The organism is Micromonospora sp. NPDC051543, from assembly GCF_044454415.1.
Classification (GTDB): domain Bacteria; phylum Actinomycetota; class Actinomycetes; order Mycobacteriales; family Micromonosporaceae; genus Micromonospora.
The window spans coordinates 1-22,880 of sequence record NZ_JBITDT010000023.1 but is presented as its reverse complement, the minus strand read 5'-3'; the positions used below and the strand labels follow the sequence as shown (position 1 = coordinate 22,880).

The 22,880-nt window shown below is 70.3% G+C and carries 19 protein-coding genes and 1 pseudogene; 9 read left to right on the top strand and 11 right to left on the bottom strand.

Translation table 11 applies throughout. The features are described from left to right. Positions 1-3: 3 nt before the first annotated feature. From ACIA3K_RS29295 to ACIA3K_RS29250, 10 genes are all read right to left on the bottom strand, one after another. Entirely contained in the window at positions 4-579 is a 576-nt protein-coding gene (locus ACIA3K_RS29295; protein ID WP_396804822.1) for a hypothetical protein, read from the bottom strand. A gap of 80 nt (positions 580-659) precedes the next feature. Continuing rightward, positions 660-1,583 (bottom strand): AEC family transporter, encoded by a 924-nt coding sequence (locus ACIA3K_RS29290; RefSeq protein ID WP_396804821.1) that lies wholly within the window; start codon positions 1,581-1,583, stop codon positions 660-662. A gap of 7 nt (positions 1,584-1,590) precedes the next feature. Further along, on the bottom strand, positions 1,591-4,656 hold the full coding sequence (locus ACIA3K_RS29285) for a hypothetical protein (RefSeq protein WP_396804820.1): 3,066 nt from the start codon (positions 4,654-4,656) through the stop codon (positions 1,591-1,593). 68 nt (positions 4,657-4,724) lie between these two features. Further along, the gene (locus ACIA3K_RS29280) at positions 4,725-5,975 is read right to left on the bottom strand and encodes an iron-containing alcohol dehydrogenase (RefSeq protein WP_396804819.1); all 1,251 of its coding nucleotides are present in this window, start codon (positions 5,973-5,975) and stop codon (positions 4,725-4,727) included. Positions 5,976-6,038: 63 nt separating this feature from the next. Beyond that, positions 6,039-7,499: an NAD-dependent succinate-semialdehyde dehydrogenase gene (locus tag ACIA3K_RS29275; protein ID WP_396804818.1), complete on the bottom strand. Its 1,461-nt coding sequence runs from the start codon at positions 7,497-7,499 to the stop codon at positions 6,039-6,041. Between the two features lie 121 nt (positions 7,500-7,620). Beyond that, positions 7,621-8,697, bottom strand: coding sequence for an ABC transporter ATP-binding protein (locus ACIA3K_RS29270; RefSeq protein WP_396804817.1), 1,077 nt, complete (start codon positions 8,695-8,697; stop codon positions 7,621-7,623). After that, positions 8,697-9,764: an ABC transporter ATP-binding protein gene (locus tag ACIA3K_RS29265; RefSeq protein WP_396804816.1), complete on the bottom strand. Its 1,068-nt coding sequence runs from the start codon at positions 9,762-9,764 to the stop codon at positions 8,697-8,699. Before ACIA3K_RS29265 ends, ACIA3K_RS29270 begins: the two co-directional genes overlap by 1 nt. Continuing rightward, positions 9,764-10,675 carry a carbohydrate ABC transporter permease gene (locus tag ACIA3K_RS29260; RefSeq protein ID WP_396804815.1) on the bottom strand — a complete coding sequence of 304 codons (912 nt, stop codon included), beginning with the start codon at positions 10,673-10,675 and terminating at the stop codon, positions 9,764-9,766. The genes ACIA3K_RS29265 and ACIA3K_RS29260 overlap by 1 nt, the downstream gene beginning before the upstream one ends. Continuing rightward, the gene (locus ACIA3K_RS29255; RefSeq protein WP_396804814.1) at positions 10,675-11,622 is read right to left on the bottom strand and encodes a carbohydrate ABC transporter permease; all 948 of its coding nucleotides are present in this window, start codon (positions 11,620-11,622) and stop codon (positions 10,675-10,677) included. Before ACIA3K_RS29255 ends, ACIA3K_RS29260 begins: the two co-directional genes overlap by 1 nt. After that, complete coding sequence (locus tag ACIA3K_RS29250; RefSeq protein WP_396804813.1) at positions 11,619-13,052, bottom strand: extracellular solute-binding protein; 1,434 nt, start codon at positions 13,050-13,052, stop codon at positions 11,619-11,621. Before ACIA3K_RS29250 ends, ACIA3K_RS29255 begins: the two co-directional genes overlap by 4 nt. A gap of 295 nt (positions 13,053-13,347) precedes the next feature. Here ACIA3K_RS29250 and ACIA3K_RS29245 point away from each other — a divergent pair, with 295 nt between their 5' ends. From ACIA3K_RS29245 to ACIA3K_RS29215, 7 genes and pseudogenes are all read left to right on the top strand, one after another. Next, the gene (locus ACIA3K_RS29245) at positions 13,348-14,040 is read left to right on the top strand and encodes a GntR family transcriptional regulator (protein ID WP_396804873.1); all 693 of its coding nucleotides are present in this window, start codon (positions 13,348-13,350) and stop codon (positions 14,038-14,040) included. An 88-nt stretch (positions 14,041-14,128) separates the two neighbouring features. After that, on the top strand, positions 14,129-14,698 hold the full coding sequence (locus tag ACIA3K_RS29240; RefSeq protein ID WP_355047859.1) for a DJ-1/PfpI family protein: 570 nt from the start codon (positions 14,129-14,131) through the stop codon (positions 14,696-14,698). Positions 14,699-14,717: 19 nt separating this feature from the next. After that, positions 14,718-15,539, top strand: a complete 822-nt coding sequence (locus ACIA3K_RS29235; protein ID WP_396804812.1) for an alpha/beta fold hydrolase — start codon at positions 14,718-14,720, stop codon at positions 15,537-15,539. 262 nt (positions 15,540-15,801) lie between these two features. Further along, entirely contained in the window at positions 15,802-17,031 is a 1,230-nt protein-coding gene (locus ACIA3K_RS29230) for a cytochrome P450 (protein ID WP_396804811.1), read from the top strand. Beyond that, a complete protein-coding gene (locus ACIA3K_RS29225; protein ID WP_355047863.1) occupies positions 17,028-17,255 on the top strand; it encodes a ferredoxin in 228 nt (75 codons plus the stop codon). Before ACIA3K_RS29230 ends, ACIA3K_RS29225 begins: the two co-directional genes overlap by 4 nt. Before the next feature lie 344 nt (positions 17,256-17,599). Then, entirely contained in the window at positions 17,600-17,929 is a 330-nt protein-coding gene (locus ACIA3K_RS29220; RefSeq protein WP_396804810.1) for a TraR/DksA family transcriptional regulator, read from the top strand. Positions 17,930-17,969: 40 nt separating this feature from the next. Beyond that, a pseudogene (locus ACIA3K_RS29215) lies at positions 17,970-18,296 on the top strand (hypothetical protein); the annotation flags it as partial. 266 nt (positions 18,297-18,562) lie between these two features. Here the strand turns inward: ACIA3K_RS29215 and ACIA3K_RS29210 are convergent. Continuing rightward, a complete protein-coding gene (locus ACIA3K_RS29210; RefSeq protein WP_396804809.1) occupies positions 18,563-19,792 on the bottom strand; it encodes a PQQ-dependent sugar dehydrogenase in 1,230 nt (409 codons plus the stop codon). A gap of 397 nt (positions 19,793-20,189) precedes the next feature. Between ACIA3K_RS29210 and ACIA3K_RS29205 the strand changes: the two genes are divergently transcribed. Both ACIA3K_RS29205 and ACIA3K_RS29200 read left to right on the top strand, forming a co-directional pair. Continuing rightward, positions 20,190-21,662: an endo-1,4-beta-xylanase gene (locus tag ACIA3K_RS29205; RefSeq protein WP_396804808.1), complete on the top strand. Its 1,473-nt coding sequence runs from the start codon at positions 20,190-20,192 to the stop codon at positions 21,660-21,662. A 151-nt stretch (positions 21,663-21,813) separates the two neighbouring features. Further along, positions 21,814-22,587 carry a hypothetical protein gene (locus ACIA3K_RS29200; RefSeq protein WP_396804807.1) on the top strand — a complete coding sequence of 258 codons (774 nt, stop codon included), beginning with the start codon at positions 21,814-21,816 and terminating at the stop codon, positions 22,585-22,587. The last annotated feature ends 293 nt before the right edge of the window (positions 22,588-22,880 follow it).

Sequence of the window (22,880 nt, the reverse complement as noted above, 5' to 3'; positions counted from 1 at the left end):
GCGTCACGCCGCAGCTGCCCGGTTCCGCGCGGCGCTTGCCAGTCCGTTCAATGTGGTCAGGTCAGCCGCCCCCAGGTACGAGTCCGACATCATGACCACCACCACGTAATGGCCGACCGCTACGGCGACATAGCCGACGTAGCGGTCGCCCTCGTCGTAGGTGCCGAGGAACAGCACCGAGTCCGGCCCGAGGTGGTCCTCGGCGACCGGGTCGAAGCCCTCCTCGTCGCCACCCACCCCGCACCGGGCGAGCTGCGCCTTCAGTTCGGTGATGTACGCGCGTGCCCCATCGCCGCGGTAGCGGGCGACGTTCTCGTAGATCCGGAACCGGGTGCCCAGATCGGCCGCCTGGGTGCGGCTCACGACAGGCCCCGGCACGGGCGTGTCCGCGCACGGCTGGGGTAGCAGCGACCACACCAGCCCGTCCTCCACCGGCCCTGGCACGGCTCCGCCGAGATCGTCCGGCTGCAACATGACCCGGTCCGGGATCCCCCGTGGCCGCTGCTGCGCCACCGCCGGCCCGCTCGCCGACACCAGCCCCAGGATCACGGCCGTCACCATCATCAGTGTCCTTCGCATGCAAGCCATCCTCTGTGTCGTCGGCGACCGATGGATCGGCAGGCATACTCAGGCTCTCCTGGGTACGCGTACCCCCAGGCCTATCCGAGCAGCGCCACCGTCGCGGCCAGGGTGCCCAGCGACAGCGTCGTGGTCACGACCACCGCCCGGTTGGCGATGGTCTCGCCGACGCCGTACTCCTGGCCGAAGATGAACGTGTTCTGCGCCGTCGGCAGGCCCGCGCACACCACCACGGCGAGCATCTGCGGCGCGGACAGGTGCAGGGCCAGCCCGGCCACGTACGCGATCACCGGCTGCGCGACGAGCTTCAGCGTGGCGATCACGGCCAGCTCGGCCAGGTCGCCCGACTCTGCCCGCGACTCCGCCGGGCGGTGTAGCGACGCGCCGAGCGCGACCAGGGCGGTCGGAACCGCGGCGCCCGCCAGCAGGGTGAGCGACGCGTCGGCTGTCGACGGCAGGCGCAGGTCGGCAGCCGAGCACGCCACACCGAGCAGCGACGCCAGGATCACCGGGTTGCGTACCGGTAGAGAGGCGATGCGGCGGAACCGTATCCGCCCGGCCGGGTCGCTGTGCCGGTCCAGGGCGATCAGGACCACGGGCGTCACCACCAGCACCTGTAGCAGTACCACCTCCGCCAGGAACGACACGTCGCCGAGCACCTGTGTCGCGATCGGAATGCCGAGGTTCGCCGAGTTCACGTAACCGGCGGCCATGCCCCAGATCGGCCGTTCGCCGGGCGTGCGACCGAACAGCCAACTCGCGCCGACCCAGCCGAACCCGACGACCGTGGCAGTGCTCATCCCGAAGGCGAGCAGCGAGCGGCCGGCGAAGCCGGAGAGTGGCATTCGGGACAGGGCCAGGAACAGGGCGCACGGCATCGCGAGGTGGAACACGAACCGGCCGAGCACCGTCGCCACCGCCTCGCCCAGCAGGCCCCGGCGACAGGCCGCGTAACCGACCGCGGTGAGGACCCAGATCGGTACGAACGCCGACACCAGGCTCATCCGAGCGTCAATCGCGGCGAAGTGACAGGAGCAGACCGACGCCGGCCAGGGCGACTCCCGCAGCGGCTGCATATGCCGGGAGTTGGGTGGGGATGCCGAGGTAGACGGTGATGCCGAGGATGCGGGACAGGCCCCAGGGCAGCAGCGCGAGTTGGTCGTTCCACACCGTCAGCGCGCGTTCCAGGCCCACCGCCGAGACCAGGATGGACAGTGCGCCCAGGGGTACGCCCACGGCGGTGAGGGTCAGCCCGACCGCGCTTGCGCGGCGCAGGCCGTAGCGGTCCCGCAGGACCACCGCCGTGACCACGAACAGCCAGCAGAACGCCGCGAACGCGACCGTGACGTACGCCGCGCGCAGCCCTGGCGAGGTCCAGAAGGCGAACCAGTAGCCGCCGGGTCCGCGCGGGGCGAGCGCCGCCAGGAGAAGTACGCTGCGCAGCAGCGCGACGCCGCCGAGCGCGGCCCACAGGTGGAACGGATCCCGGCGGCCGACGACGAGGCGTACGACGAGAGCGAACAGCGCCCATCCACCGAGGGTGACCAGCAGGTGTGCCGGCGCGGCGAACCAGGTCAACACGAGCCGGCTCGCCACCAGGACCACGGCCGGGACCAGCCACACCATCAGCCGATCCGCCCGGGTGCGGGGTGTCGGCAGCGCGGCGACCCGCCACGGCCGGAGCGCGCCGAGCAGCAGCCCGCGCGCGGCGGCCGCGCCGAACCCGCGACCGCGCAGGCCGAGCAGCAGCACCAGCAGGATCGACGCGAGCAGCGCCCGGGCGGCCCAGGCCATCGCCGGGTCCCGGTCGGCACGCTGCGCCCCGAGGTCGGCGGCGGTGAAGTTGTACGCCGGCAGGTCCAGGTCGGCGCCGTAGCGCTGCCGGTGCGCGTCGCGCGCATCCTGGTACGCCGCCGCTGCCCGCCGCCACTCGTGACGGGCGGCCGGTGCGCCCGTGTCCAGCCACTGAGCGTGCCGCAGCACCATGGTCCGGTACGCGCTCAGCGTCTCGAACAGGTCGACCTGGTAGTCGAGCGTGGCGGTGAAGCGCCCGCGCAGTTCGGCGTCCCGCCAGGTCGCCGGGTCGGTCGCGGCCACCAGGTCGCGCATGCGCCGGGCCAGCACGACGGCCTGCGTACCCTCCTGGATCGCCTCGTCGACGCGGCCGCCGGTCACCGCGTAGATGCTGTCCAGAGCTGCGGAGTCGCCGGTCGGGATGTCCCACTCGAAGATCCACATCATGGGCGGTGGTTCGAGCCCGAGCGCCCGTACCGACCGGTCGGCGTACGGACCGATGTAGAGGCCCTTGGTGACCGCCTGGCGGGACAGCGCCATGGCCTGCCCGATCGCGGCGACGGTGCCGGGGTCGCCGGAGAACGTGCGGTATGCCCAGTCCGCCGTCACCTGCGCCGGATCGACCTGCGGGTCCCACGCCAGGCGGCCGACGGCGTACGTGTTGAGGTCGTAGAGCTGCCAGAAGCCGGCGCGCAGGTACAGCGACATGGGTCCGGCGCGCAGCGGTCCGCCGTCCTGGGTCCAGTTCCAGACACCCTCGACGTTTGCGTTGGCGGCGAGGAACGCTTGCAGCGCCTGGCGGTGCAACGGGCCGAGGTCGTTGGGCAGCGAGCCGAACGCCTCGAACTCGCGCCGCGCCTGGAACTCCACGATGCGGCGGTGCCTGCCACCCAGCAGGGTGGTGTTCAGCGGCAGGTGGCTGTAGAAGTCGCCGAGGGTGTACTTCGTGGACACGATCAGGTGCGGGTCGTCGAGCCCGCCGAGGACCTGCGCGTACGACTCCGGGTTGGTGTGCAGGTCGCCGACCGCGCCGACGCCCACCGTCCAGGTCCGGAAGATGATCTCCTTTCCGGCGGAGCCCGCCGTGTCCAGCAACGCCCGCAGCATCGCGCGTACGGACGCCTCCGTGGTGACCGCGAGCCGGGACGAGAAGTCCCAGCCGGTTTCGGCGTACACCTCGCCGCCCTCGCCGATGCGGACCATCAGGCCGTCGACGAACGGCATGCTCTCGAACAGTTCGGCCAGGCCGGCCTGGTAGACCGCCCACAGCCGGGGGTCGGCCACGTCGAGGCCGCCGACGGTCCGCGTCAGGTACGCCTCCAGCGGCGGCGACACCGCGAGCATGTCGGTCAGCAGGAAGACCTTCATCCCCATGTCCTCGGCGTACCGGAAGACGGGCCCGAATGCCGTGACCATCGCCCGCGCCCGGTCGACGTGCGGGTCGCCGGGCGGATAGACGGCGCGTCCGTCGCCGACCTTGGCGAACGTGACGTACTCCAGGAAGCCGGGCACGACGATCCCGTTGTATCCCTGCGCCAGCGAGTGGTCGACGAGCTGCCGAAACTGCGCGTCGATGCGCGCCACCGCGTCGGCGTCCACCCACGGCGCGCGGGGCAGCACCGCCGAGGCGACCACGTCGGTGTTCAGGCTGTAGTCGTCGCCGGCGGCGAAGGCGTCCGGGTCGGGCTCGCGGCCCACCGAACCGGCGTCGGTCAGTCGCAGGCCGAGCCGGGGTGCGACCAACCGACCCGTGTCCGCCGGGGAGAGCGCCTCGACGCCGGAGCGGATCCGGTCGGCCAGCTGGTACATCCCGGCTGCCACGCCCGCGACATCACCGCCCTGGACCGTCAACTCGGTGCCGCGCACGTCGAGCCGGTACGACTCGGGCGTCCCACGGAGAGCGGCCAGCACGCCCGCCCGCAGCGTGCGTACCGCCGACGGGTCGGGGGGCCCGCCGCTCGCCGTACCGCTGCCCGAGGAGGTGGTCGCGGCTGGGGCGAGCACCGGCCGGGGCCGACCGCGGAAGACGACCGCGTCGGCGACGGCGGTCGCTGCCCTGGTGAGCCGGGGATCGTCGGGTACGACGAGGGACGCCAACGGCGGCACCGGCGCGGGCGTCCGCGTCGGCGCCGCGACGGCCTCCTCGCCCGGCACGGCGGCGGGGGAGTGGCTCAGCCCCAGGGTGTCGCCGACCGTCCAGGCGGTGGCCGCGCCGAGCGCCACCACGATCGCCACGGCGACGAGCAGCGGGTACGGCCTGCGGGCCGGGGCAACGCGAGCCACGCTCGCATGGTAGTGGTCGCACCGGCCTTCGTCCTCGACGCGCGGAAGCCGGCGGCGAGCGTCGTCGGCTACCCGTTACCGGCACCATCTCCGCTCGGAGTCAGGACGTGTCGGGTCCGGTCTCCGGTCCAGGCCGCGTCGAGGATCGCGGTCAGGCTGGCGGTGTCGGTCGGACCCGGGTGGTTCTGGATGAGGCGGGTGACGCCACTGGCCATCTCCGCGAAACGTGGCAGGTCGGCGCGGGCCACGCCGATGTCCGCCAGGGTGCGGGGGATGCCGATGTCGGCGAGGAGACCGTCGAGCCAGGTGAGGAACGTGTCCGCCGCCTCGGCATCGGAGGCGTCGGCCACGTCGAGCCCGCACACCCCGGCGAGGATCGCCAACCGGTCTTCGATGGCATCCCGGGCCGCGTCCAACGCGTAGGGCAGGAGCAGTCCGACGCCCAGGCCGTGCGGGGTGTGCGTGGCCGCGCCGATGGGGTACTGGAGGGCGTGCGGGGCCGCGTTGCCCGCGTGCGAGAAGGCGAGCCCGGCGAGCATCGACCCGTACGACATGTCCGCGCGCGCGTCCCGGTCGCCGCCGTCCCGGACCGCACGACGCAGGCTCCGGGCGATCCGCTCCGCGGCCCGGAGCGCGTAGTGGTCGGTGATCGGGTTACGGCCGAGGAACACCTGCTCCACCGGGTCGCGTGGTCCGTGGGCCCGAGGTCGCGCGGTGTAGCTCTCCACGGCGTGGCAGAACGCGTCGATGCCGGAGTGGGCGGTGACGGTCGCCGGGCAGGAATAGGTGAGTTCGGGGTCCACGATGGCGAAGTCGGGCACGATGTGGACGCTGGAGACCCCCACCTTCAGCTCGCGGTCCGGGTCGGTCAACACCGATACGGGGGTGAGCTCGGAGCCGGTACCGGACGTGGTCGGGACCGCGATGAGGGGGAGGGTCGGCCCCGGCACCCTCGACTCGCCGTAGAAGTCGCGCGGCGTCCCCCCGTGGCGTCGGATGACGCCGACGATCTTGGCGAGGTCGATCACCGTGCCACCCCCGATGGCGAGGATCACGTCGGCCTCCACCTCGTTGGCGACCCTGACGGCCACGGCGACGTCGGCGAGTGGCACGTCCGATGTCGCGTCCGAGAACACCTCGACGACGTCGACCCGCTCCCGCACGGCGGCCACGATCTCGGCGACGCCCGGCTGGCCCAGGAGGACCTGGTCGGTCACCACGAGGACCCGCGATCCACTCTCGGCCACCACCCGGGGGATGTTCTGCGCGACCCCTTCGCCGACGATGAGCTGGCGTGGTCCGCGGACGGTCTCAAGCATGTCGGTGCCTCTTTCGAACGTCGGCGGCGATGTGCGGGGCGCAAGCTCGGGGCGGCGGGCCGGTCACGGCAGGTCGATCGCCGCGTAGGTGAGGTCGAGGTACTCGAGGATGCCCTCGTGCGACCCCTCCTTGCCGATGCCGGACTGCTTCACGCCCCCGAACGGAGCTGACGGGTCCGAGATCAGACCACGGTTGATGCCGACCATCCCCGTCTCCAGCCCCTCGGTGAACCTCAGCGCCCGCCGCAGGTCACGGGTGAAGACGTACCCGACCAGGCCGTGCTCGGTGTCGTTGGCCTTCGCCAGCACCTCGTCGTCGGACGTGAACGAGATGATCGGCGCCACCGGACCGAAGATCTCCGCCTTCAGCATCCGCGCGTCGTCCGGCACGTCGGCGACGACGGTGGGCGGGTAGAAGTGGCCCGGCCCATCCGGACGCTCGCCGCCCACCAGCACCCGGGCGCCCCGATCCACCGCGTCGGCGACGAGCTCGTCGATCGCGGTGACCGACGCCTCGTCGATCAACGCCCCGACGTCCACGCCGTCGTTGAGGCCATGACCCATCGACAGCGCGCCCATCCGCTCGACGAAGCGCGCCGTGAACTCCTCGCGCACCGGTTCCTCGACGTAGATCCGGTTGGCCGCGATGCAGGACTCCCCGATGTTGCGCATCTTGGCCACCATGGCGCCGCCGACGGCGACGTCCAGGTCGGCGTCCGCACACACGATCAGGGCCGCGTTGCCGCCAAGTTCCATCGAGGTACGCAGCACGTTGTCCGCAGCCTGCCGGAGCAGTACGCGCCCGACCTCGGTCGACCCGGTGAACGACAGCTTGCGGGTCCGGTTGTCGGCCAGCAGCGCCGAGACCACCGCGCCGGAACGCTTGGTGGTCACCACGTTGACGACGCCCGGCGGCACGCCCACCTCCTCCATGAGGCGGGCCAGGAACAGCATGGTGAGCGGCGTCTGGCCCGCGGGTTTGGTGATCGTCGTACAGCCCGCGGCCAGCGCAGGAGCGATCTTGCGGGCGCCCATGGCCAACGGGAAGTTCCAGGGCGTCACGAAGACACACGGTCCGACCGGCTTCGGAACGGTGAGGATGCGGTATCCGCCTGCGGGGGCGGCGCTGTAGCGACCCTCGACGCGGACCGCCTCCTCGGCGAACCACCGGAAGAACTCCGCGCCGTAGGACACCTCCGCCCGAGCCTCGGCCAGTGGCTTGCCCATCTCCAGCGTGATCAGCCGGGCGACCTCCTCGGACCGCTCCACCAGTGCCCGGTACGTCGCGGTCAACAACTCCGACCGTTTCCGCGGTGGAGTCGCCGCCCACCCCGGCATCGCCGTGCTCGCCGCGTCCAGGGCGGCGAGCCCGTCGACGACGTCGGCGTCCGCCACCTCGGCGATGGTCTTGCCGGTGGCGGGGTCCTCGACGGCGAAGGTGGCCCCGCTCGTGGCGTCGCGCCAGGCGTCGCCGATGCGGAGCCGCCGGTGCTCGGGGGCCAGGACGGTCATCGGGTCACTCATTGCGTCGCCTCCTGTGATCTTCGTGGTGCTGTGTGGAGTGCCCCAGCGATCGCGCGTGGACGGACGGGTCACCCGCCCTCGTCGGGGCGGGGGCGGAGGTGTCTCGGTCTGGTCGGCGCGGTTACCGCCCCGCCTCGGACAGCGACAGCCCGGTGTCCGCGTCGAACAGGTGCGCACGGTCCAGGTCGACCGTGACCGACAGTCGTTCGCCCGGCGTACCGGTGATGGTGGGGCGTGCCTTGACCTTGAGGATCTCGGTCCCCACCCGGACGTCGACCACCGTGCGGTCGCCGAGCGGCTCGAGCCCGTAGAGCTCTCCCGACAACGACGCGTCCCCGCGCTGTTCGACGGACAGGTCCTCCGCGCGTACGCCCAGCAGCAGCGCACGGCCGTCCTCGGCGGTGGTCCAGCGGGGGCGCGGCAGCGTCCAGCCGTCCGCGCCGACCAGACGATCCCCCTCGGCGCGGCAGGCGAGCAGACTGATCGGCGGACTCCCGACGAACCCCGCCACCCACTGGTTGGCGGGACGCTCGTACACCTCGGTCGGCGTCCCGACCTGCTGCACCTTGCCCTCCTTGAGGACCGCGACCGCATCGGCCATGGACAGGGCCTCGACCTGGTCGTTGGTCACGTAGACGAAGGTCGCGCCGAGGCTCCGGTGGATGCGGGTGAGCTCGGTGCGCATCTCGACGCGGAGCTTGAGGTCGAGGTTCGTCAGCGGCTCGTCCATCAGGAACGCCCGTGGGCTGCGGACCAGCGCCCGAGCCAGCGCGACCCGCTGCATCTCACCGCCGGACAACTGGGCGGGACGGCGCTTCAGCAGACGTTCGATGTGTAGCAGCTTCGACATCTGCTCGACGGCGGCGGCGATCTCGCTCGACGAACGACGGCGTGCCCGCAGCGGTGAGGCGATGTTCTCGTACGCCGTGTGTCGCGGGTAGAGGGCGTAGTTCTGAAAGACCATGGCCAGGTCGCGCTCGGCCGGCGCGTCACCGGTCGCGTCTCTCCCGTCCAGGTGCACCGACCCCGCGTCGAGCTTCTCCAGGCCGGCGATCGCCCGCAGGGTCGTCGTCTTACCCGCCCCGGAGGGCCCGAGCACGACGAAGAACGAGCCGTCCGGCACGTCGAGGGTCACCCCGTCCAGGGCCTGGACCTTGCCGAAGGACTTGCGCAGCCCGTTCGCTGCCACGGTTCCCATCAGGCCACCAGCTCTTCCGTGCGCACGTCGTAGACCGCCGGGGTTCCGCCGGTGTGCCGCAGCCCGACCTTCGCGTCCGGGGCGAAACGGATGGTCGGTGGCATCCGAACCCGTACGTCGCGCTCGCCGCCGTGGTCGACCACGTAGATGATCTCGTCGCCCAGCCACTCCGTCGAGACCACTCGGGCTGGGATCGTGCCGTCCGTCCCCGGCGCGGTGACTTCCAGCGCCTCCGGCCGTACGCCGGCGACCAGCCGACGGTCGCGGGGCAGGCCGGACGGGGGTGCGAGGACCAGCCCGCCCTGACTGTGCAGCATGCCGTCGACCACCTCCACGTCGATCAGGTTCATCGGTGGGGAACCGATGAACGCGGCGCAGAAGAGACTCGCCGGGCGGTCGTAGACCTCCAGCGGCGTGCCGATCTGCTCCACGCGGCCCTTGTTGAGGATGGCGATCCGGTGACCGAGTGACATCGCCTCGACCTGGTCGTGGGTGACGTAGACCATCGTCGCCCCCAGTTCCCCCTGCAGGTGCTTGATCTCCGTGCGCATGTCCGCCCTCAGTTCGGCGTCCAGATTGGTGAGAGGCTCGTCCATGAGGAATGCGCGCGGTCGTCGCACCAGGGCGCGCGCGAGCGCGACGCGTTGCTGCTCCCCGCCGGACAGTTGGCGCGGTCGCCGGTCCAGCAGGGCACCGAGCCGCATCAGCCGGGCGGCCTCCTCGACCCGCGCGTGTACCTCCTGCTTGGGCAGTCCCTCGGCACGTAGGGGGAACGCCAGGTTGTCGCGGGTGCGCAGATGCGGGTAGAGGGCGTAGAACTGGAACACCATGGCGATGTCGCGCTCGGCGGGCGGCAGGTCGTTGACGAGCGTGTCACCGATGCGGATGTCGCCGGACGTCTGCCTCTCCAGGCCGGCGATGGCCCGCAGCGTGGTCGTCTTGCCGCAGCCCGAGGGGCCGAGCATCACGAACAGCTCGCCGTGGCCGATGGACAGGTCCACCTGTTCGACCGCGACCGTGCCGTCCGGGTAGCGCTTGTGCAGCGCGGTTACCTCGATACCCGCCATCAGCGTCGCACCGCCCCGAGCGTCACACCGGCGATGAGGTGCCTGCGCACCAGGTAGGCGAAGATGAGCACCGGCAGGGCGAACACCACGGAGGCGGCCGCCACGAGACCCCAGTCGGTGGTGGTGCCGCCGATGAGGCCGGCGATGGCGGGTGGGGCCGTCCGGACGCTGTCGCTGGACGTGAGGAAGATGGCGAACACGAACTCGTTCCACGAGAAGATGAGCGCGAAGACCGCCGTCGCGGCGATGCCGGGTAGGAGCTGGGGAAGCGTGTATCGCCAGAACGCCTGTAGCCGGGTGTAGCCGTCGAGCATGGCGGCGTCCTCGTACTCAGCGGGCACCTCGTCGACGAACCCCTTCATCATCCAGATCGTGAACGGCACGTTGAACGCGGCGTAGATGAGGATCAGGCCGATCTTGTTGTCGATGAGTCCGACCTGGCGGTACATGAGAAAGATCGGGATCACCACCACCACGGGCGGCATGAAGCGGGTGGACAGGATGAAGAACAGTTGGTCCTTCTTGGCCTTCACGGCGAAGCGTGAGTAGGCCCAGGCCGCCGGGACTCCCAGCACGGTGGCAAGCACCGTGGAGGCGCCGGCGACGACGAAGGAGTTGAGGAAGCTGACGGACACCGGCGTACGACCGTCGCCCTGGGCGACGAACACGTCCTTGTAGTGCTGCAACGTGACGGCGAAGTCGAAGAACTTGGCCGGAATGGCGTAGACGTCGCGGTTCTCCTTGATCGACGTCTCGATCATCCACAGCACCGGAAAGAGCATCACGGCGGCCAGCACGGTCAGCAGCACGACCTCCACCGCGGAGCGGCCCCGGCCGCCGGGGCGGCGCGCGGGAGGTGTGTGGTCCCCGGCCGGACCGGTGGACACGGCCTCGTCGACGGAGACGGCCATCAGTCCTCCTTGAGCTTGTTCAGATAACGCAGGTAGAGCTGCGTGAGGACGATGACGACGAGGACCATGAGGATTCCGTACGCCGACGCGGTTCCGGTGTTGAAGCCCAGGAACGCGACCTTGTAGATGTGGAACGACAACGTCTCGGTGGAGACCCCCGGGCCTCCGTTGGTGAGGATGTAGACGAGGTCGAACAGCCGGAACGCCTCGATGGCCCGGAACATCACGGCGATGAGCAGCAGTGGCCACACCAGCGGCAGGGTGATGGTGCGGAACTTGAACCACTCGGACGCGCGGTCGATCGAGGCGGCCTCGTAGAGGTACTTGGGCACCGCGCTGAGGCCTGCGAGCGCGATGAGCATGATGAAGGGCGTCCACTGCCAGGTGTCGACCACGATCAGCGAGATCAGGGCCGTCCGCTGCCGGGTGAGCCACTCCACCTGCCCGAGGCCGACCGAGCCGAGCATGCTGTTGACCACGCCGAACTGCGCGTCGAGCATGAAGCGCCAGAACAACCCGACCACGACCGGTGACAGCATCATCGGGACCAGGAACAGGGTGGTCAGCGCTCCGCGCCCGCGCGTGCGTCGGGAGATCAGGTAGGCGATGCCGAAACCGAGCACGGTCTGCAGGGAGACCGCGCCGATCACGTAGACCAGAGTCGTCAGGGCCCTCGTGTGGACCTGGGCCGACGTCAGGATCGCGGTGTAGTTCCCGAACCCGACGAACTCGGCGGGACCCCCGCGCGTGGCCGAGTAGTCGGTGAAGGACAGGTACAACGACCACAGCAGCGGGAAGACCGACATGGCGAGCAACAGCAGGAGCGAGGGGGAGATGAAGGCCACGGCGAGCCCACGGTCGCTCAGCCGGCGGGACCGACCCGGCGCAGGTGGCGTCGCGGACGCCACCTGCCCGGGGTGTTCGGTCGTCGAAGGGGCGTCGCTCACAGCCCGCCGCCGCCCTTGCGGTTGCTCGAGTCGAGCACGCTCTGCTGCTCCTTGGCGATGTCGTCGAGCGCGTCCTTCGGGCTCTTCGCGCCGTTGAGGGCCGCGTTCACGTTGGTGTTCTCGATGTCGACGAGGCGCGCGTACTCGGGCACGTTCCACATGTCCCGCATGCGCGGGACCGAGTCGGCGTACACCTTGTTGAACGGCCCGGCGTTGAGGAACTCGGGTGACTGGATGGCGTCGGTACGCGATGGCACGCCACCGGCGGCGGCCCACTTCTTCTGGATGTCGGCCCGCTCGAACCACTTCATGAAGTTCAGGGCTTCCGCCTGGTTCGCCGCGCCGGAGTAGGCCGATATGTGCATGCCCATCCCGCCGAGCGGGACCAGGTTCGTCTTCTGGGTCGGCAGGGTGGCGAAGCCCAGCTTGTCGAGGATCTTCTCCCGCGTGGGGCCGAGCGTCGACTGCTTGGGGTCGAGCAGGCCGCCGCTCGCCGCGATCCAGTTGAACGCGATGCACGCCTTGCCCTGGGCGACCGCCGCGTTCGTCTCGTCGATGAACCAGTTGCCGGAGCCCTTGGCGGTCAGCGGCTTCATCTTGTTGACCAGGACGTCCATCGCCTCCTGGCCCGCCGCGTCGTTGAGGACGCCCTGGATCTTGCGTGCCTTCGGGTCCCAGAGGTTGCCGCCGTAGACGCCGTTGACCGTGTTGTAGGTGACGGCTGCGGCGTCGGAGCCGTTGGCCTGGTGGAAGGCCAGCCCGCTCACGCCGGGGTTGTCCGCCTGGCACTTCGCGGCAACCGAGATCATCTCGTCCCAGGTCTGCGGCGGCTTGTCGCCGATCAGGTCCTTGCGGTAGATCATCGTCCAGGTGTCGCCGAGCAGCGGTAGCCCGTACAGGCTGGCGTTCTCGTCGCGTTTGCCGGTCTCCGCCTGAGGGAACTGACCGTAGGCCGCCAGGAGGTACGGGTCGTAGGCCTGCACCTCGATGTTGTTCTTGACGAAGTCCGTGAGGTCGAGGATGTTGCCGTTCGTCACGGCCTCGCCGATGTGCTGCGAGTCCAGGATCGCGATGTCGAAGTCGGTCTTGCGCGCGGCGAACTGGGTGAACATCGCGTCGTGCCAGTTCGCGTTCGGCACGGTGTTGACCTTGATGGTCGCGTTCGGCCGCTCTTTCTTGTACTCCGCGTTGGCGAAGGCTTCCAGTGCTTGGGCGGGCGGCCAGTCGAACCAGATGAAGCTGAGGGTCAGCGGGTCCTTGCTCAGCTCCGGGACGGCCGCCGGCGCCTTGGGGGCGCTCGCCTTCGCGTCGTCGTCCTTGTCGCCGCCGCACGCCGCCAGGGTCGTGGCCACCAGCAGCATGGCCGCCGTCGCCAGCCGTGCCTTGCGGCCGGGAGCGGGCATCCGTCCTATTCGCTTCTGAGCGCGCATGTTATGCCTGCTTTCTGGATGGGGACTTCTAGGGCCTCGCTATGTGCTTCGCCGAGCGGTTGCTGGGTTTTCTGGGCGTGGCGCCGGGCCGTCGTGAGGGCCGGCGTCAGAACTGCGCCGCGAGGTGGAGAATGAAGATCATCCGCCACTTTTCCTATACGATCTGGTGGGGGCGTCAGCATGCCGCAGCGCTGTGACTGATGTCAACAGGTCGCAACGGCGCAAGAAGGGACCTCACGTCACGATGGACGACGGAGCGATGATCGCGCGGGGCCGCAAGGCCGTGACGGGAGGAATGCCGGTGGGAAGATCGGGCGGCCGGCTCGCCGACGAGGTGTACGACACGCTGCTCGGGCAGCTGATGTCGCTACGGATCGAGCCCGGCTCGCGCGTCACGATCGACGTCCTGGCGCGAGAGCTGGGAGTCTCCCAGACACCGATCCGGGACGCCCTGAACCGCATGGAGGCCGAGGGGCTGGTCGTGCGGGTGCCGCACGCCGGCTACCGCATCCCTCCCCAGATCACCCGTCACCGGTTCGAGGACATGCTCGAGGTCCGCCTGCTGCTCGAGCCCGCGGCGGCGCGCCGGTCGGCCGAGCGCGCCTCGGTGGACCAGGTGGCCGGCCTGCGACGGATGCTGGAGGAGATGGCCGAGCTGGAGGGGGGCAAGGGGCCCGCGGCGTACGGCGCCTTCGGGCTCCGCGACGCCGCGTTTCACGACCTGGTCGCCCTCAGCGCGGAGAACCAGGTGATCCGGGAGGCGCTCGCCCGTCTGCACAGCCACGTGCACCTCTTCCGGCTGCACCACGACGCCCAGGTCACCCACCTGGCCATGGCCGAACACGAGGACGTCGTGGCCGCGATCGCCGCGCGTGACCCCGACGCCGCCGCCTACGCGATGCGTCGGCACATCCTGCGCTCCGGCGACCGCTTTCGACGATTGTTCGACGAGGTCACGGACGCGGAATCGATGGCGGTAGAGGCTTGACGGGTGGGCCGGGTCGAGGAATGCTATCGCCACCGGATCGGATCGGATTGGATCTCCACCACCCGCCACCAGACGCGAGGAGAAGCAGGTGCCCAGAGCGCTGCTCCTGACCGGCGACGCCGCCGAGGAACTCGACACCATGTATCCCTACTACCGCGTGCAGGAGGGCGGCTGGGACGTCGACGTCTCGTCCCGGACGCTGCGTGACGTGCAGTTGGTCATCCACGAGTTCGACCCCAACTCCGACGCCTACGTGGAGAAGAACGGGCGGAAGCTGCCGGTCGACGTGCCCTGGGCCGAGGTCGACGTCGAGCGCTACGACGCCCTCATCATCCCCGGCGGACGCGCCCCCGAGTGGATCCGCGTCGACGCCGACGTCAGGCGCATCACCGAGCACTTCTTCGCGCGCAACCTGCCCATCGCTCTGGTGTGCCACGGCGCGCAGGTGCCAGCGGTGTACGGGCTCCTGAAGGGCCGGAAGACGGCGTGCTTCCCGCCCATCACCGGTGACATGGAGAACGCGGGCGCGACGGTCATCGACGCACCCGACGTCGTGGACGGCAACCTCGTCTCCTGCCGGGGATGGCCCGACATGCCGCAGTTCGGCAGGGCGATGATGGAGGTCTTCTCGAAGTCCGTCAGCTCCGCCTCGGCGTGAGCACACCCGGCCTGCCCCGGTGACAGCACTTCGGACCGTCGCGGTCGACGGTTCACCCGTCCACGTTCTGGAGAGCGGCGCCGGGCCCGCGGTGTTGATGCTGCACGGCTCCGGACCCGGCACGACCGGGTCCGGCGCCTGGGCATCGACGGCGCAGGCGCTGGGTACGTCCTGGCACCTGGTGGCTCCCGACCAGGCGGGGTTCGGCCGTACGCCCGTGCCGGCCGGCTCGCCGAGCGGACTCCGGCTCTGGACCGAGCAGGCCGCGGGCCTGATGGATGCTCTCGGTATCGAGTCCTACGCCGTGGTGGGTCACTCCATGGGTGGCGCGGTGGCGCTGGCGCTGGCGGCGGCACGCCCTGAGCGGGTGACCCATGTCGTGGCGGTCTCCACGATGGGCGCTCCGGGGGCGCCGCTGTCCGCCGATCTCGACGCGGTCTGGGCCGCCCCCGCCGGCCCGCTCGGGGCACGGGACATGCTGAGCCGCCTCCTCCTCGACCAGGCTCTCGTGACCGCCGCGGCCGTCGAGGCCCGGGCGGCGGCGATGCGGGACGGGGCGTCCGCGTACGCCTCGTTGTTCCCTCCACCGAGGGCACGATGGGTCGACGACCTCACCCTCACCGCGCAGACGCTGGCGGCGATCCACGTCCCCGTGCTGCTCGTGCACGGCGCCCAGGACCGCGTCACTCCGATCGAGGCAGCCACCCGGCCCCTGCTCGAACATCTGGCCGACGTGCGTCTGCACGTGTTCGGCCGATGCGGGCACGTGCCGGCGGTCGAACACCCGCACGAGTTCCGGCAACTGCTGTCGTGCTTTCTCGGCCAGGACCGGGGTCGCTGACACACGCCCCTGCCACCGCTACGGTCCGCGGTCCGTACAGGAAACTGCACCCTGCCGCGAGCGATCCGCTGCGAGCACGGCTGTGCGTACGGACGCGGATCGGTCTTCATGGCGATCATCGAGGTGTCTCGCTACGATCCGACATTGAAACGTCACGATGCGTAGGGGTGTGTTGATCCATGCCCTGGGCGTAGGCGATCCGAAGCCGCTGCGAATGTGGCACCGGCCTGCGGATCATGCCGTCTCGACGAAGGGAAGCCGGATGACCGAGAGCGCGCAGAGCACCGAGAGCCGAACCGTTCCGCCCGCGCGGTCGTACCCGTTCGGTGTGCCCGACCGCCTCGTCGTCGATCCGACCTACGGGGAACTGCGCGAGCACGAGCCGATGACCCGGGTGCAGCTCCCGTACGGGGAGGAGGCGTGGCTCGCCACCCGGTACGAGGACGTCCGTACGGTCCTCGGCGACGTGCGGTTCGGTCGCGCGCCAGCCGTCGATCGGGACGAGCCCCGGCTCACCGCGCGCCAGCAGTACAGCGGCATGCTGACCATGGATCCGCCCGATCACACCCGGCTGCGTCGGCTGGTGGCCAAGGCGTTCACGGCACGTCGGGTGGAAGCGCTGCGACCCCGAACCCAGGAGATCGCCGACTCGCTGGTCGACGACATGCTCCGGCTCGGTCCGCCGGCCGACCTGGTGGAGCACGTCGCCACGCCGCTGCCGATCCAGGTGATCTGTGAGCTGCTCGGCGTCCCGTACGCGGACCGCGACCGTTTCCACATCTGGTCCGAGGCGATCGTCTCGACCACCTCACTGCCTCTGGAGACGATCCAGGAGTACCTGAACAATCTCTGGGGCTACATCGGTGGCCTGGTCGCCGAGCGCCGCCGCGACCCGGGGATCGACGACCTGCTCGGCGCGCTGGTGCGGGCCCGCGACGAGAACCAGGATCGGCTCAGCGAGACCGAACTGGTGGAGCTGGCCGCAGGGCTGCTCGCGGCCGGTCACGAGACGACGGTGACCCAGATCCCCAACTTCGTCTACGTCCTGCTGCACAATCCGGACCAGCTCGCGCGGCTGCGGTCCGATCCGTCGCTGGTGCCGGCCGCGGTCGAGGAACTGCTGCGGTACGTGCCGCTCGGCGTCGGTTCCTCCTTCGCCCGGTACGCCAAGGAGGACGTCGAGGTCGGCGGGGTGCTGGTCCGGGCCGGGGAACCGGTTCTCGGGTCACTGTCGTCGGCGAATCGGGACGGTACGCTCTTCGCCGACCCGGACCGGCTGGACTTCGATCGCGAGCAGAAACCGCACCTGGGCTTCGGGCACGGCGTACACCACTGCGTCGGCGCGCAGTTGGCCCGCATGGAGTTGCAGGTAGCCGTCAGCACCTTCGTCACCCGTCTGCCCGGCCTGCGGCTCGCCATACCGGAGGCAGAGCTGAAGTGGAAGCGCGGCATGTTGGTACGGGGCCTGCTCAGCATGCCGGTGGCCTGGTGAGCACCGCCTGGCGGGTCGGGGTGGACCCGGGTCGTTGCATCGGCACGAGCATCTGCGCCGGCACCGCGCCCGAGCACTTTCGCCTTGTCGACGGCGTGTCCGCGCCGCTGGCCGACGTCGTCTCCCCGGCCGAGGTCGTCCTCGACGCCGCCAACTCGTGCCCGGTGGAGGCGATCATCGTCCGGGACGTCACGGACGACCGGCTGATCGCGCCGGAGGAGTGACCCGTCACCCACAGCGCGCGTGAGGACGGCCGTTCGTCCGGCGTTGGCATCGCCGCGGGCGCCGCCTATGGTGGAGACATGTCCTCGGTTACGTTCCGCTCTCCTGCCGTCACCGGTGTGGCGGCGATCGGGGCTGCCCACGTGGCGATGGCGGCGTGCCGGATGGTCGACATGCGGGTGCCGGTTGTCCGCGTGCCGCGCATCGCGCCCATGTCGTGGCTGACGAGCCCGGCGCGAACCGGCCGAGGCCCCCCGCGGAATCGTTGCATCACGGGACGACCGCCAGGGCGAAGCTATCCAGCTTCGGCCTTTTTCTTTTACCCTTCGAAAGCAGAGGTAGGACCATGAGCGTCGATCAACGAGGTGTCGACAAGCGTTGGCTGGCTGATCTGCGAGCCTCGCTGGCGGAAGACTTCGCCACGCAGACGGCTCGGCTTCGGGAACTGACCGAGCTCAACGCGGACACCGGCGACCCGAGTGAGGCCCACAACCGGGCCGCGCTGCTGGTGGCCACCCGACGCAACATCGAGCAGATCACCGGTGCGCTGAGCCGCATCAGCGCCGGCACCTACGGGACCTGCGCGAAGTGCCGACAGAACATCCCGGCCGAGCGGCTCGAAATCCTTCCGCACGCGCAGTTCTGCGTGTCCTGCCAGGCGAAGCAGAACCGCTGACCGGCGGTGTGGGTGCCGTGCCGCGGCGGGTACGGCAGCCACCGGCCGGGGGCGACCCTCGGACCTCGGTGTGCTCGGTACGGAACTGGCGTACGTACCGGATCTCATTGCCGCCAAACGGGAGGCCGAGCACGGCCCGCTCCCCGCGGACGCCGCCGCGCGGCTCGCCATCGACGTGCCGCGACTGCGCGCCGAACTGGAGACGGCCCGGGATTCCTCGATGCTGCCCGAGCGCGCGGACCCGGTGGCCGTGGAGGCCCTGCACGAGCTGGTGGTGCGTACCCGACTGCACGGGATCCCCGGCCATGAACGCGTCGTCCTCCCGGGCCCGAGAGCGGGCAGTCAACCAGGGCCAGTTGCGCGCTGATCGGACGTGGTTCTCCGAGTGCGGCGGGGGGGGGGGGGGGGGGGGGGGGGGGGGGCCCGCCCCGGGGGGGGGGGGCCCCGCGGGGGGGGGCGGGGGGCCCCCCCGCCGGGGGGGGGGGGGGGCCCCCCCACCCCCCGCGCCCGGCCCCCGGTTGGCGAGATTCTACCCGGTGTTTTGGGCGCTTGTTGTGTTGGTTTTTTTGGTGGGGGGGTTGCCCCGCCCCGGGGGGCGGCCCCCCCCCACAGCGGTGTCGCCGATGCCGGGTTCTAGCCGACGCGGACACCGGCGGTCGGGGTGGGCTGGACCCGCTCGAACCGCACCTTGCTCAGCCAGCCCGGGAGGTCGCTGAGCACGTACAGCTCACCGTTCACGTCCGCGCCGAACGCCGTCGGCTGGGTGGGGAAGGTGCCGATCTCGGCGGACTCGTAGCCACCCGTGGACCTGGGACGCACGGCGAACGCGCGGGTCGAGCAGTAGTCGCTCGCGATGTAGGTCCCCCGCGCCTCCGGTGTGACGGACCCCCGGTACACCAGGCCGCCGATGATGGAGCAGTTCTCGGTCAGGTAGTGCTCGTACTCGACGACCGGGTCGGTGAGCCGTACGCCCGGCCGACACTGCGTCTGGTCGAAGACCGGCGTGCCCTCCTTGCAGGACCAGCCGAGGTTCGCGCCACGCTGCGACGGGCGGATGTGGTTGATCTCCTCGATCAGGCCCTGGCCGACGTCGCCGATCCAGAGTGAGTTGTCGACCGGGTCGATGGAGAACTTCCACGGGTTGCGCAGCCCGTAGACCCAGATCTCCGGCCGCGCGCCCGCCGTGCGGACGAAGGGGTTGTCCACGGGTACGCAGTAGGGCTTGCCCCCGCAGCTGCGGTTGACGTCGATCCGTACGATCTTGCCGAGCAGGGTGCCGAGGTTCTGGCCGCTCTTGAACGGGTCGTTCGCGTTTCCGCCGTCGCCGGTGGACCAGTAGAGGTAGCCGTCGCGGCCGAAGGCCACCTGCCCGCCGTTGTGGTTGCCGAACTCGGCGTGCTCCTGGGTGAGCAGCACCTGCAGCCGATCGGGGGCGCCGAGCGGCACCCGCGCCAGGGTCAGCGCTCCGGCCGGCAGGCTCGTGTAGGCCACGTAGAGGATCCCGGTGCGCGCGAAGTTCGGTGCGGGCGTGATGCCGAGAAGGCCGCGCTCGTTGTCGGACGTGTCGATCCGGGCGGTCAGGTCGAGCACCGGATCGGCCGCCAGGCCGGTGGCGGGGTGGTACGCCCGGACGGTGCCGTTCTTCTCCGCGATCAACATTCGACCGTCCGGCAGGCCGGTGATCGCGATCGGGCGCTGCAGTCCGAACGCCACCCGCTCGGACACCACGGTCAGCTCGCTGAGTGGCGTCGCGGGGGCGTGGGATGTGCCGGCCACCGACGGGGGTGGTGACAGAAGCACGGACAGGGTCAGGATGAGCAGGCCGGCCAGCATGGTGGCCGGACGATGTCGCCGTCGCTGCATGTTCGGCTCCTCGATCAGGTGGGTGGAGGTGGTGTGGGAGCGTTTCCACACTACATCGACCCGGGTCGATGCCAAACCCGCTGGTCCTTGGTCGCGCGCGCCACCGTCGTCGGTCGCCGGCTGTCCAGATCGAACTGATTCGATATAGCATCGCGGCAGGGCAGTGTTACTCCGCAGGGCGTGCGGCGCGGAGTTTTCGCCATCCACCGGGCGGGCCGGGCAGCCGGCGGTGGCCACCGATTTCGGGCGCGGCGGGGTTTACGCCGGCTCGGCGTCACCTGCGGCGTGCTGGTCCAGTGGCGAGCGCGGTGCTCCGGTCGTCGGCCGAGCGGTGCTCCTCGGTTCCGTGCCCCGAGTCGGCAACGGACCAGACGAAACACCGAGGAGAAGTGCACAGATGAACGACGTACCCGCTCGACCGAAGCACCGGACCAGGGGCCCCGCCAGACTGCTCCTGGGTGGTGCCTGCGCCCTGGCGATCACCGTGTCCTCGATGGCCGTGGCGACCTTCGCCCGCGCCGACCTCCCCGGATCGCCCGGGACCACCCTGAAGGCCGCCGCCGAGCGCAGCGGCCGGTACTTCGGCGCCGCCATGGGGGCGGACCGTCTCAACGACTCGGGCTTCCTGAACATCGCGAGCCGTGAGTTCGACATGATGACGGCCGTCAACGAGATGAAGCCCGACGCGACCGAGCCCAACCCGGGCCAGTTCAACTTCGATCGTGGTGACGCGATCTACAACTGGGCCACCCAGCGCGGCATGCGGTTCCGTGGTCACACCCTGGCGTGGCACGCCCAGCAGCCGAGGTTCTGGGGGAGCCTGAGCGGCAGCGCCCTGCGGAACGCGATGATCAGCCACATCAACGGGGTCATGGCCCACTACAAGGGCAAGTTCGCGTACTGGGACGTGGTGAACGAGGCCTTCGCCGAGAACGGCAGTCGGCGGTCGTCGAACCTGCAGTCCACCGGGAACGACTGGATCGAGGTCGCGTTCCGGACCGCGCGCGCCGCCGACCCGAGCGTGAAGCTGTGCTACAACGACTACAACATCGAGAACTGGACGTACGCCAAGACCCAGGGCGTCTACAACATGATCAGGGACTTCAAGTCCCGGGGCGTACCGGTCGACTGTGTGGGCCTGCAGACCCACTTCACCGGCGGCAGTTCGTTGCCCGGCAACTTCCAGCAGACCCTGTCCAGCTTCGCCGCCCTCGGGGTCGACGTGGCGTTGACCGAGGCCGACGTCACCAACGCCTCGACCAGCCAGTACCAGGGCCTCACCCAGGCCTGCATGAACGTCCCCCGCTGCGTCGGCATCACGACGTGGGGCATCCGGGACAGCGACTCCTGGCGCGGTAGCGAGAACCCGCTGCTCTTCGACCGCAACAGCAACCCCAAGGCGGCGTACACCGCCGTCCTCAACGCGCTCAACGCCGCCTCCACCACCGTGCCGGGCACGCCGCCGACGACGCCTCCGCCGACGACGCCTCCGCCGACGACGCCTCCGCCGACGACGCCTCCGCCGACGACGCCTCCGCCGACGACGCCTCCGCCGACGACGCCTCCGCCGGGTGCCTGTAGCGCGACGTACCGGATGGTCAACAGCTGGAACGGTGGCTTCCAGGGCGAGGTCACGGTGGCCAACAACGGCTCCGCCACCCTCAGCGGCTGGACCGTACGGCTGACGCTGGCCAGCGGGCAGAGCATCGCCAATGTCTGGAATGGCATCAACACCGGCACCAGCGGAACGGTCAGCGTCCGTAACGTCGACTACAACGGGTCTCTCGGCGCGAACGCCTCGACCACCTTCGGTTTCCTGGTCAACGGCAGCAGCAACACCGCACCCAGCGGTCTCTCCTGCGCCAGTTGATGACCGACGACGCGTACCGATCCCTCCGCGTCGGGACGCTGACCGGGCCCGGAGCCACCCGCTCCGGGCCCGGGCGCCGTCGTGGTCGGACCGGTACGCGACCGAAGTGACAGTCCTCGCGTACCGCACCTCGTCGATAGGGAGAACGACCATGCGCAGACTTCTCGCGGTGTTCAGCGCCGCCCTGATCCTCGGCACCACAGTCGGCAGCGCTCCGGCCGGGGCGTCGGGTGCGTCCCGGCCCTCATGCCCCCGTGGCCTGCTCTTCTGTGAGGACTTCGAGCGACTGCCCGCTGGCGGGGCCAGCACGGTGAACTGGGGCGTCGACACCCGCCACGGCACGCTCACCGTCGAACGTGCTCGCCGCGGCAACCAGGTGCTGCACGTCCACACGGTCGACAACGGACGTGCCTTCCTGCGCGTCGACGACTTCGCCGCGCCGGGCAACCGCTTCTACGGCCGGATGCGCCTACGCGTCGACGCCTTCCCCACCGCCCCGGACTGGGCGCACTTCACTCTGGTCGAGGCGACCGGTAGCGGTAGCGCGGAGGTCGTGCGGCCGATCGGTGGCCAGTACGCCCCCACCGTGCCCGGAACGTTCTGGGGCATCGGCGCCGACGGCGGTCCCACCGGCGACTGGACCAACTGGCGGGAGTCCGCCCCGGTCGTCGAGGACACCTGGCAGTGTTTCGAATGGAAGATCGACGCGGCGGACAACCGCGTCGCCGTGTGGATCGACGGCGTGGCGAACCCGGAGCTGTCCGCCTCCACGAATGACCACGGCGGTAACGACGTTCCCTTCGTCCTGCCGACCGTCGACACGGTGAAGATCGGTTGGCAGCTCTACCAGGGCGGCACGACGCCGGGTGAGTTCGACCTCTGGATCGACGACATCGCCCTGTCGACCAAGCGGCTCGGCTGCTGAGCTGACGCCCCCGGAGGTGCGCGGGGACTCTCGACGCCGGTGGTCGCGGCCGGCCACCGGCGTTCGACAACAGCTCTACGAACGGCGCACCGTCGTCGAACGCTGCTTCCACCGGCCGAAGCAGTGCGGCGCCGTGCGTCTTCGCGACCGCCGCGCCAAGCGACCGACGGCGACAACACCCTGATCAGCCTGATGCCGGTGAGTCATCTAGATGCAACGCCGTTCAGTTAGGCGTTTGGTGTGGTCGTCAAGGGTCGGGGCTGATGATGTTGATGTTGGTGGTGGCTTGGTAG

Excerpts from the sequence above, each read along its gene's own strand:
- ACIA3K_RS29295 (WP_396804822.1), bottom strand. The coding sequence starts at position 579 with ATGCGAAGGACACTGATGATGGTGACGGCCGTGATCCTGGGGCTGGTG.
- ACIA3K_RS29210 (WP_396804809.1), bottom strand. The coding sequence starts at position 19,792 with ATGCAGCGACGGCGACATCGTCCGGCCACCATGCTGGCCGGCCTGCTC.
- ACIA3K_RS29260 (WP_396804815.1), bottom strand. The coding sequence starts at position 10,675 with ATGGCCGTCTCCGTCGACGAGGCCGTGTCCACCGGTCCGGCCGGGGAC.
- ACIA3K_RS29200 (WP_396804807.1), top strand. The coding sequence starts at position 21,814 with ATGCGCAGACTTCTCGCGGTGTTCAGCGCCGCCCTGATCCTCGGCACC.
- ACIA3K_RS29250 (WP_396804813.1), bottom strand. The coding sequence starts at position 13,052 with ATGCGCGCTCAGAAGCGAATAGGACGGATGCCCGCTCCCGGCCGCAAG.
- ACIA3K_RS29230 (WP_396804811.1), top strand. The coding sequence starts at position 15,802 with ATGACCGAGAGCGCGCAGAGCACCGAGAGCCGAACCGTTCCGCCCGCG.
- ACIA3K_RS29270 (WP_396804817.1), bottom strand. The coding sequence starts at position 8,697 with ATGGGAACCGTGGCAGCGAACGGGCTGCGCAAGTCCTTCGGCAAGGTC.
- ACIA3K_RS29265 (WP_396804816.1), bottom strand. The coding sequence starts at position 9,764 with ATGGCGGGTATCGAGGTAACCGCGCTGCACAAGCGCTACCCGGACGGC.
- ACIA3K_RS29290 (WP_396804821.1), bottom strand. The coding sequence starts at position 1,583 with ATGAGCCTGGTGTCGGCGTTCGTACCGATCTGGGTCCTCACCGCGGTC.
- ACIA3K_RS29245 (WP_396804873.1), top strand. The coding sequence starts at position 13,348 with ATGCCGGTGGGAAGATCGGGCGGCCGGCTCGCCGACGAGGTGTACGAC.
- ACIA3K_RS29205 (WP_396804808.1), top strand. The coding sequence starts at position 20,190 with ATGAACGACGTACCCGCTCGACCGAAGCACCGGACCAGGGGCCCCGCC.
- ACIA3K_RS29280 (WP_396804819.1), bottom strand. The coding sequence starts at position 5,975 with ATGCTTGAGACCGTCCGCGGACCACGCCAGCTCATCGTCGGCGAAGGG.
- ACIA3K_RS29275 (WP_396804818.1), bottom strand. The coding sequence starts at position 7,499 with ATGAGTGACCCGATGACCGTCCTGGCCCCCGAGCACCGGCGGCTCCGC.
- ACIA3K_RS29220 (WP_396804810.1), top strand. The coding sequence starts at position 17,600 with ATGAGCGTCGATCAACGAGGTGTCGACAAGCGTTGGCTGGCTGATCTG.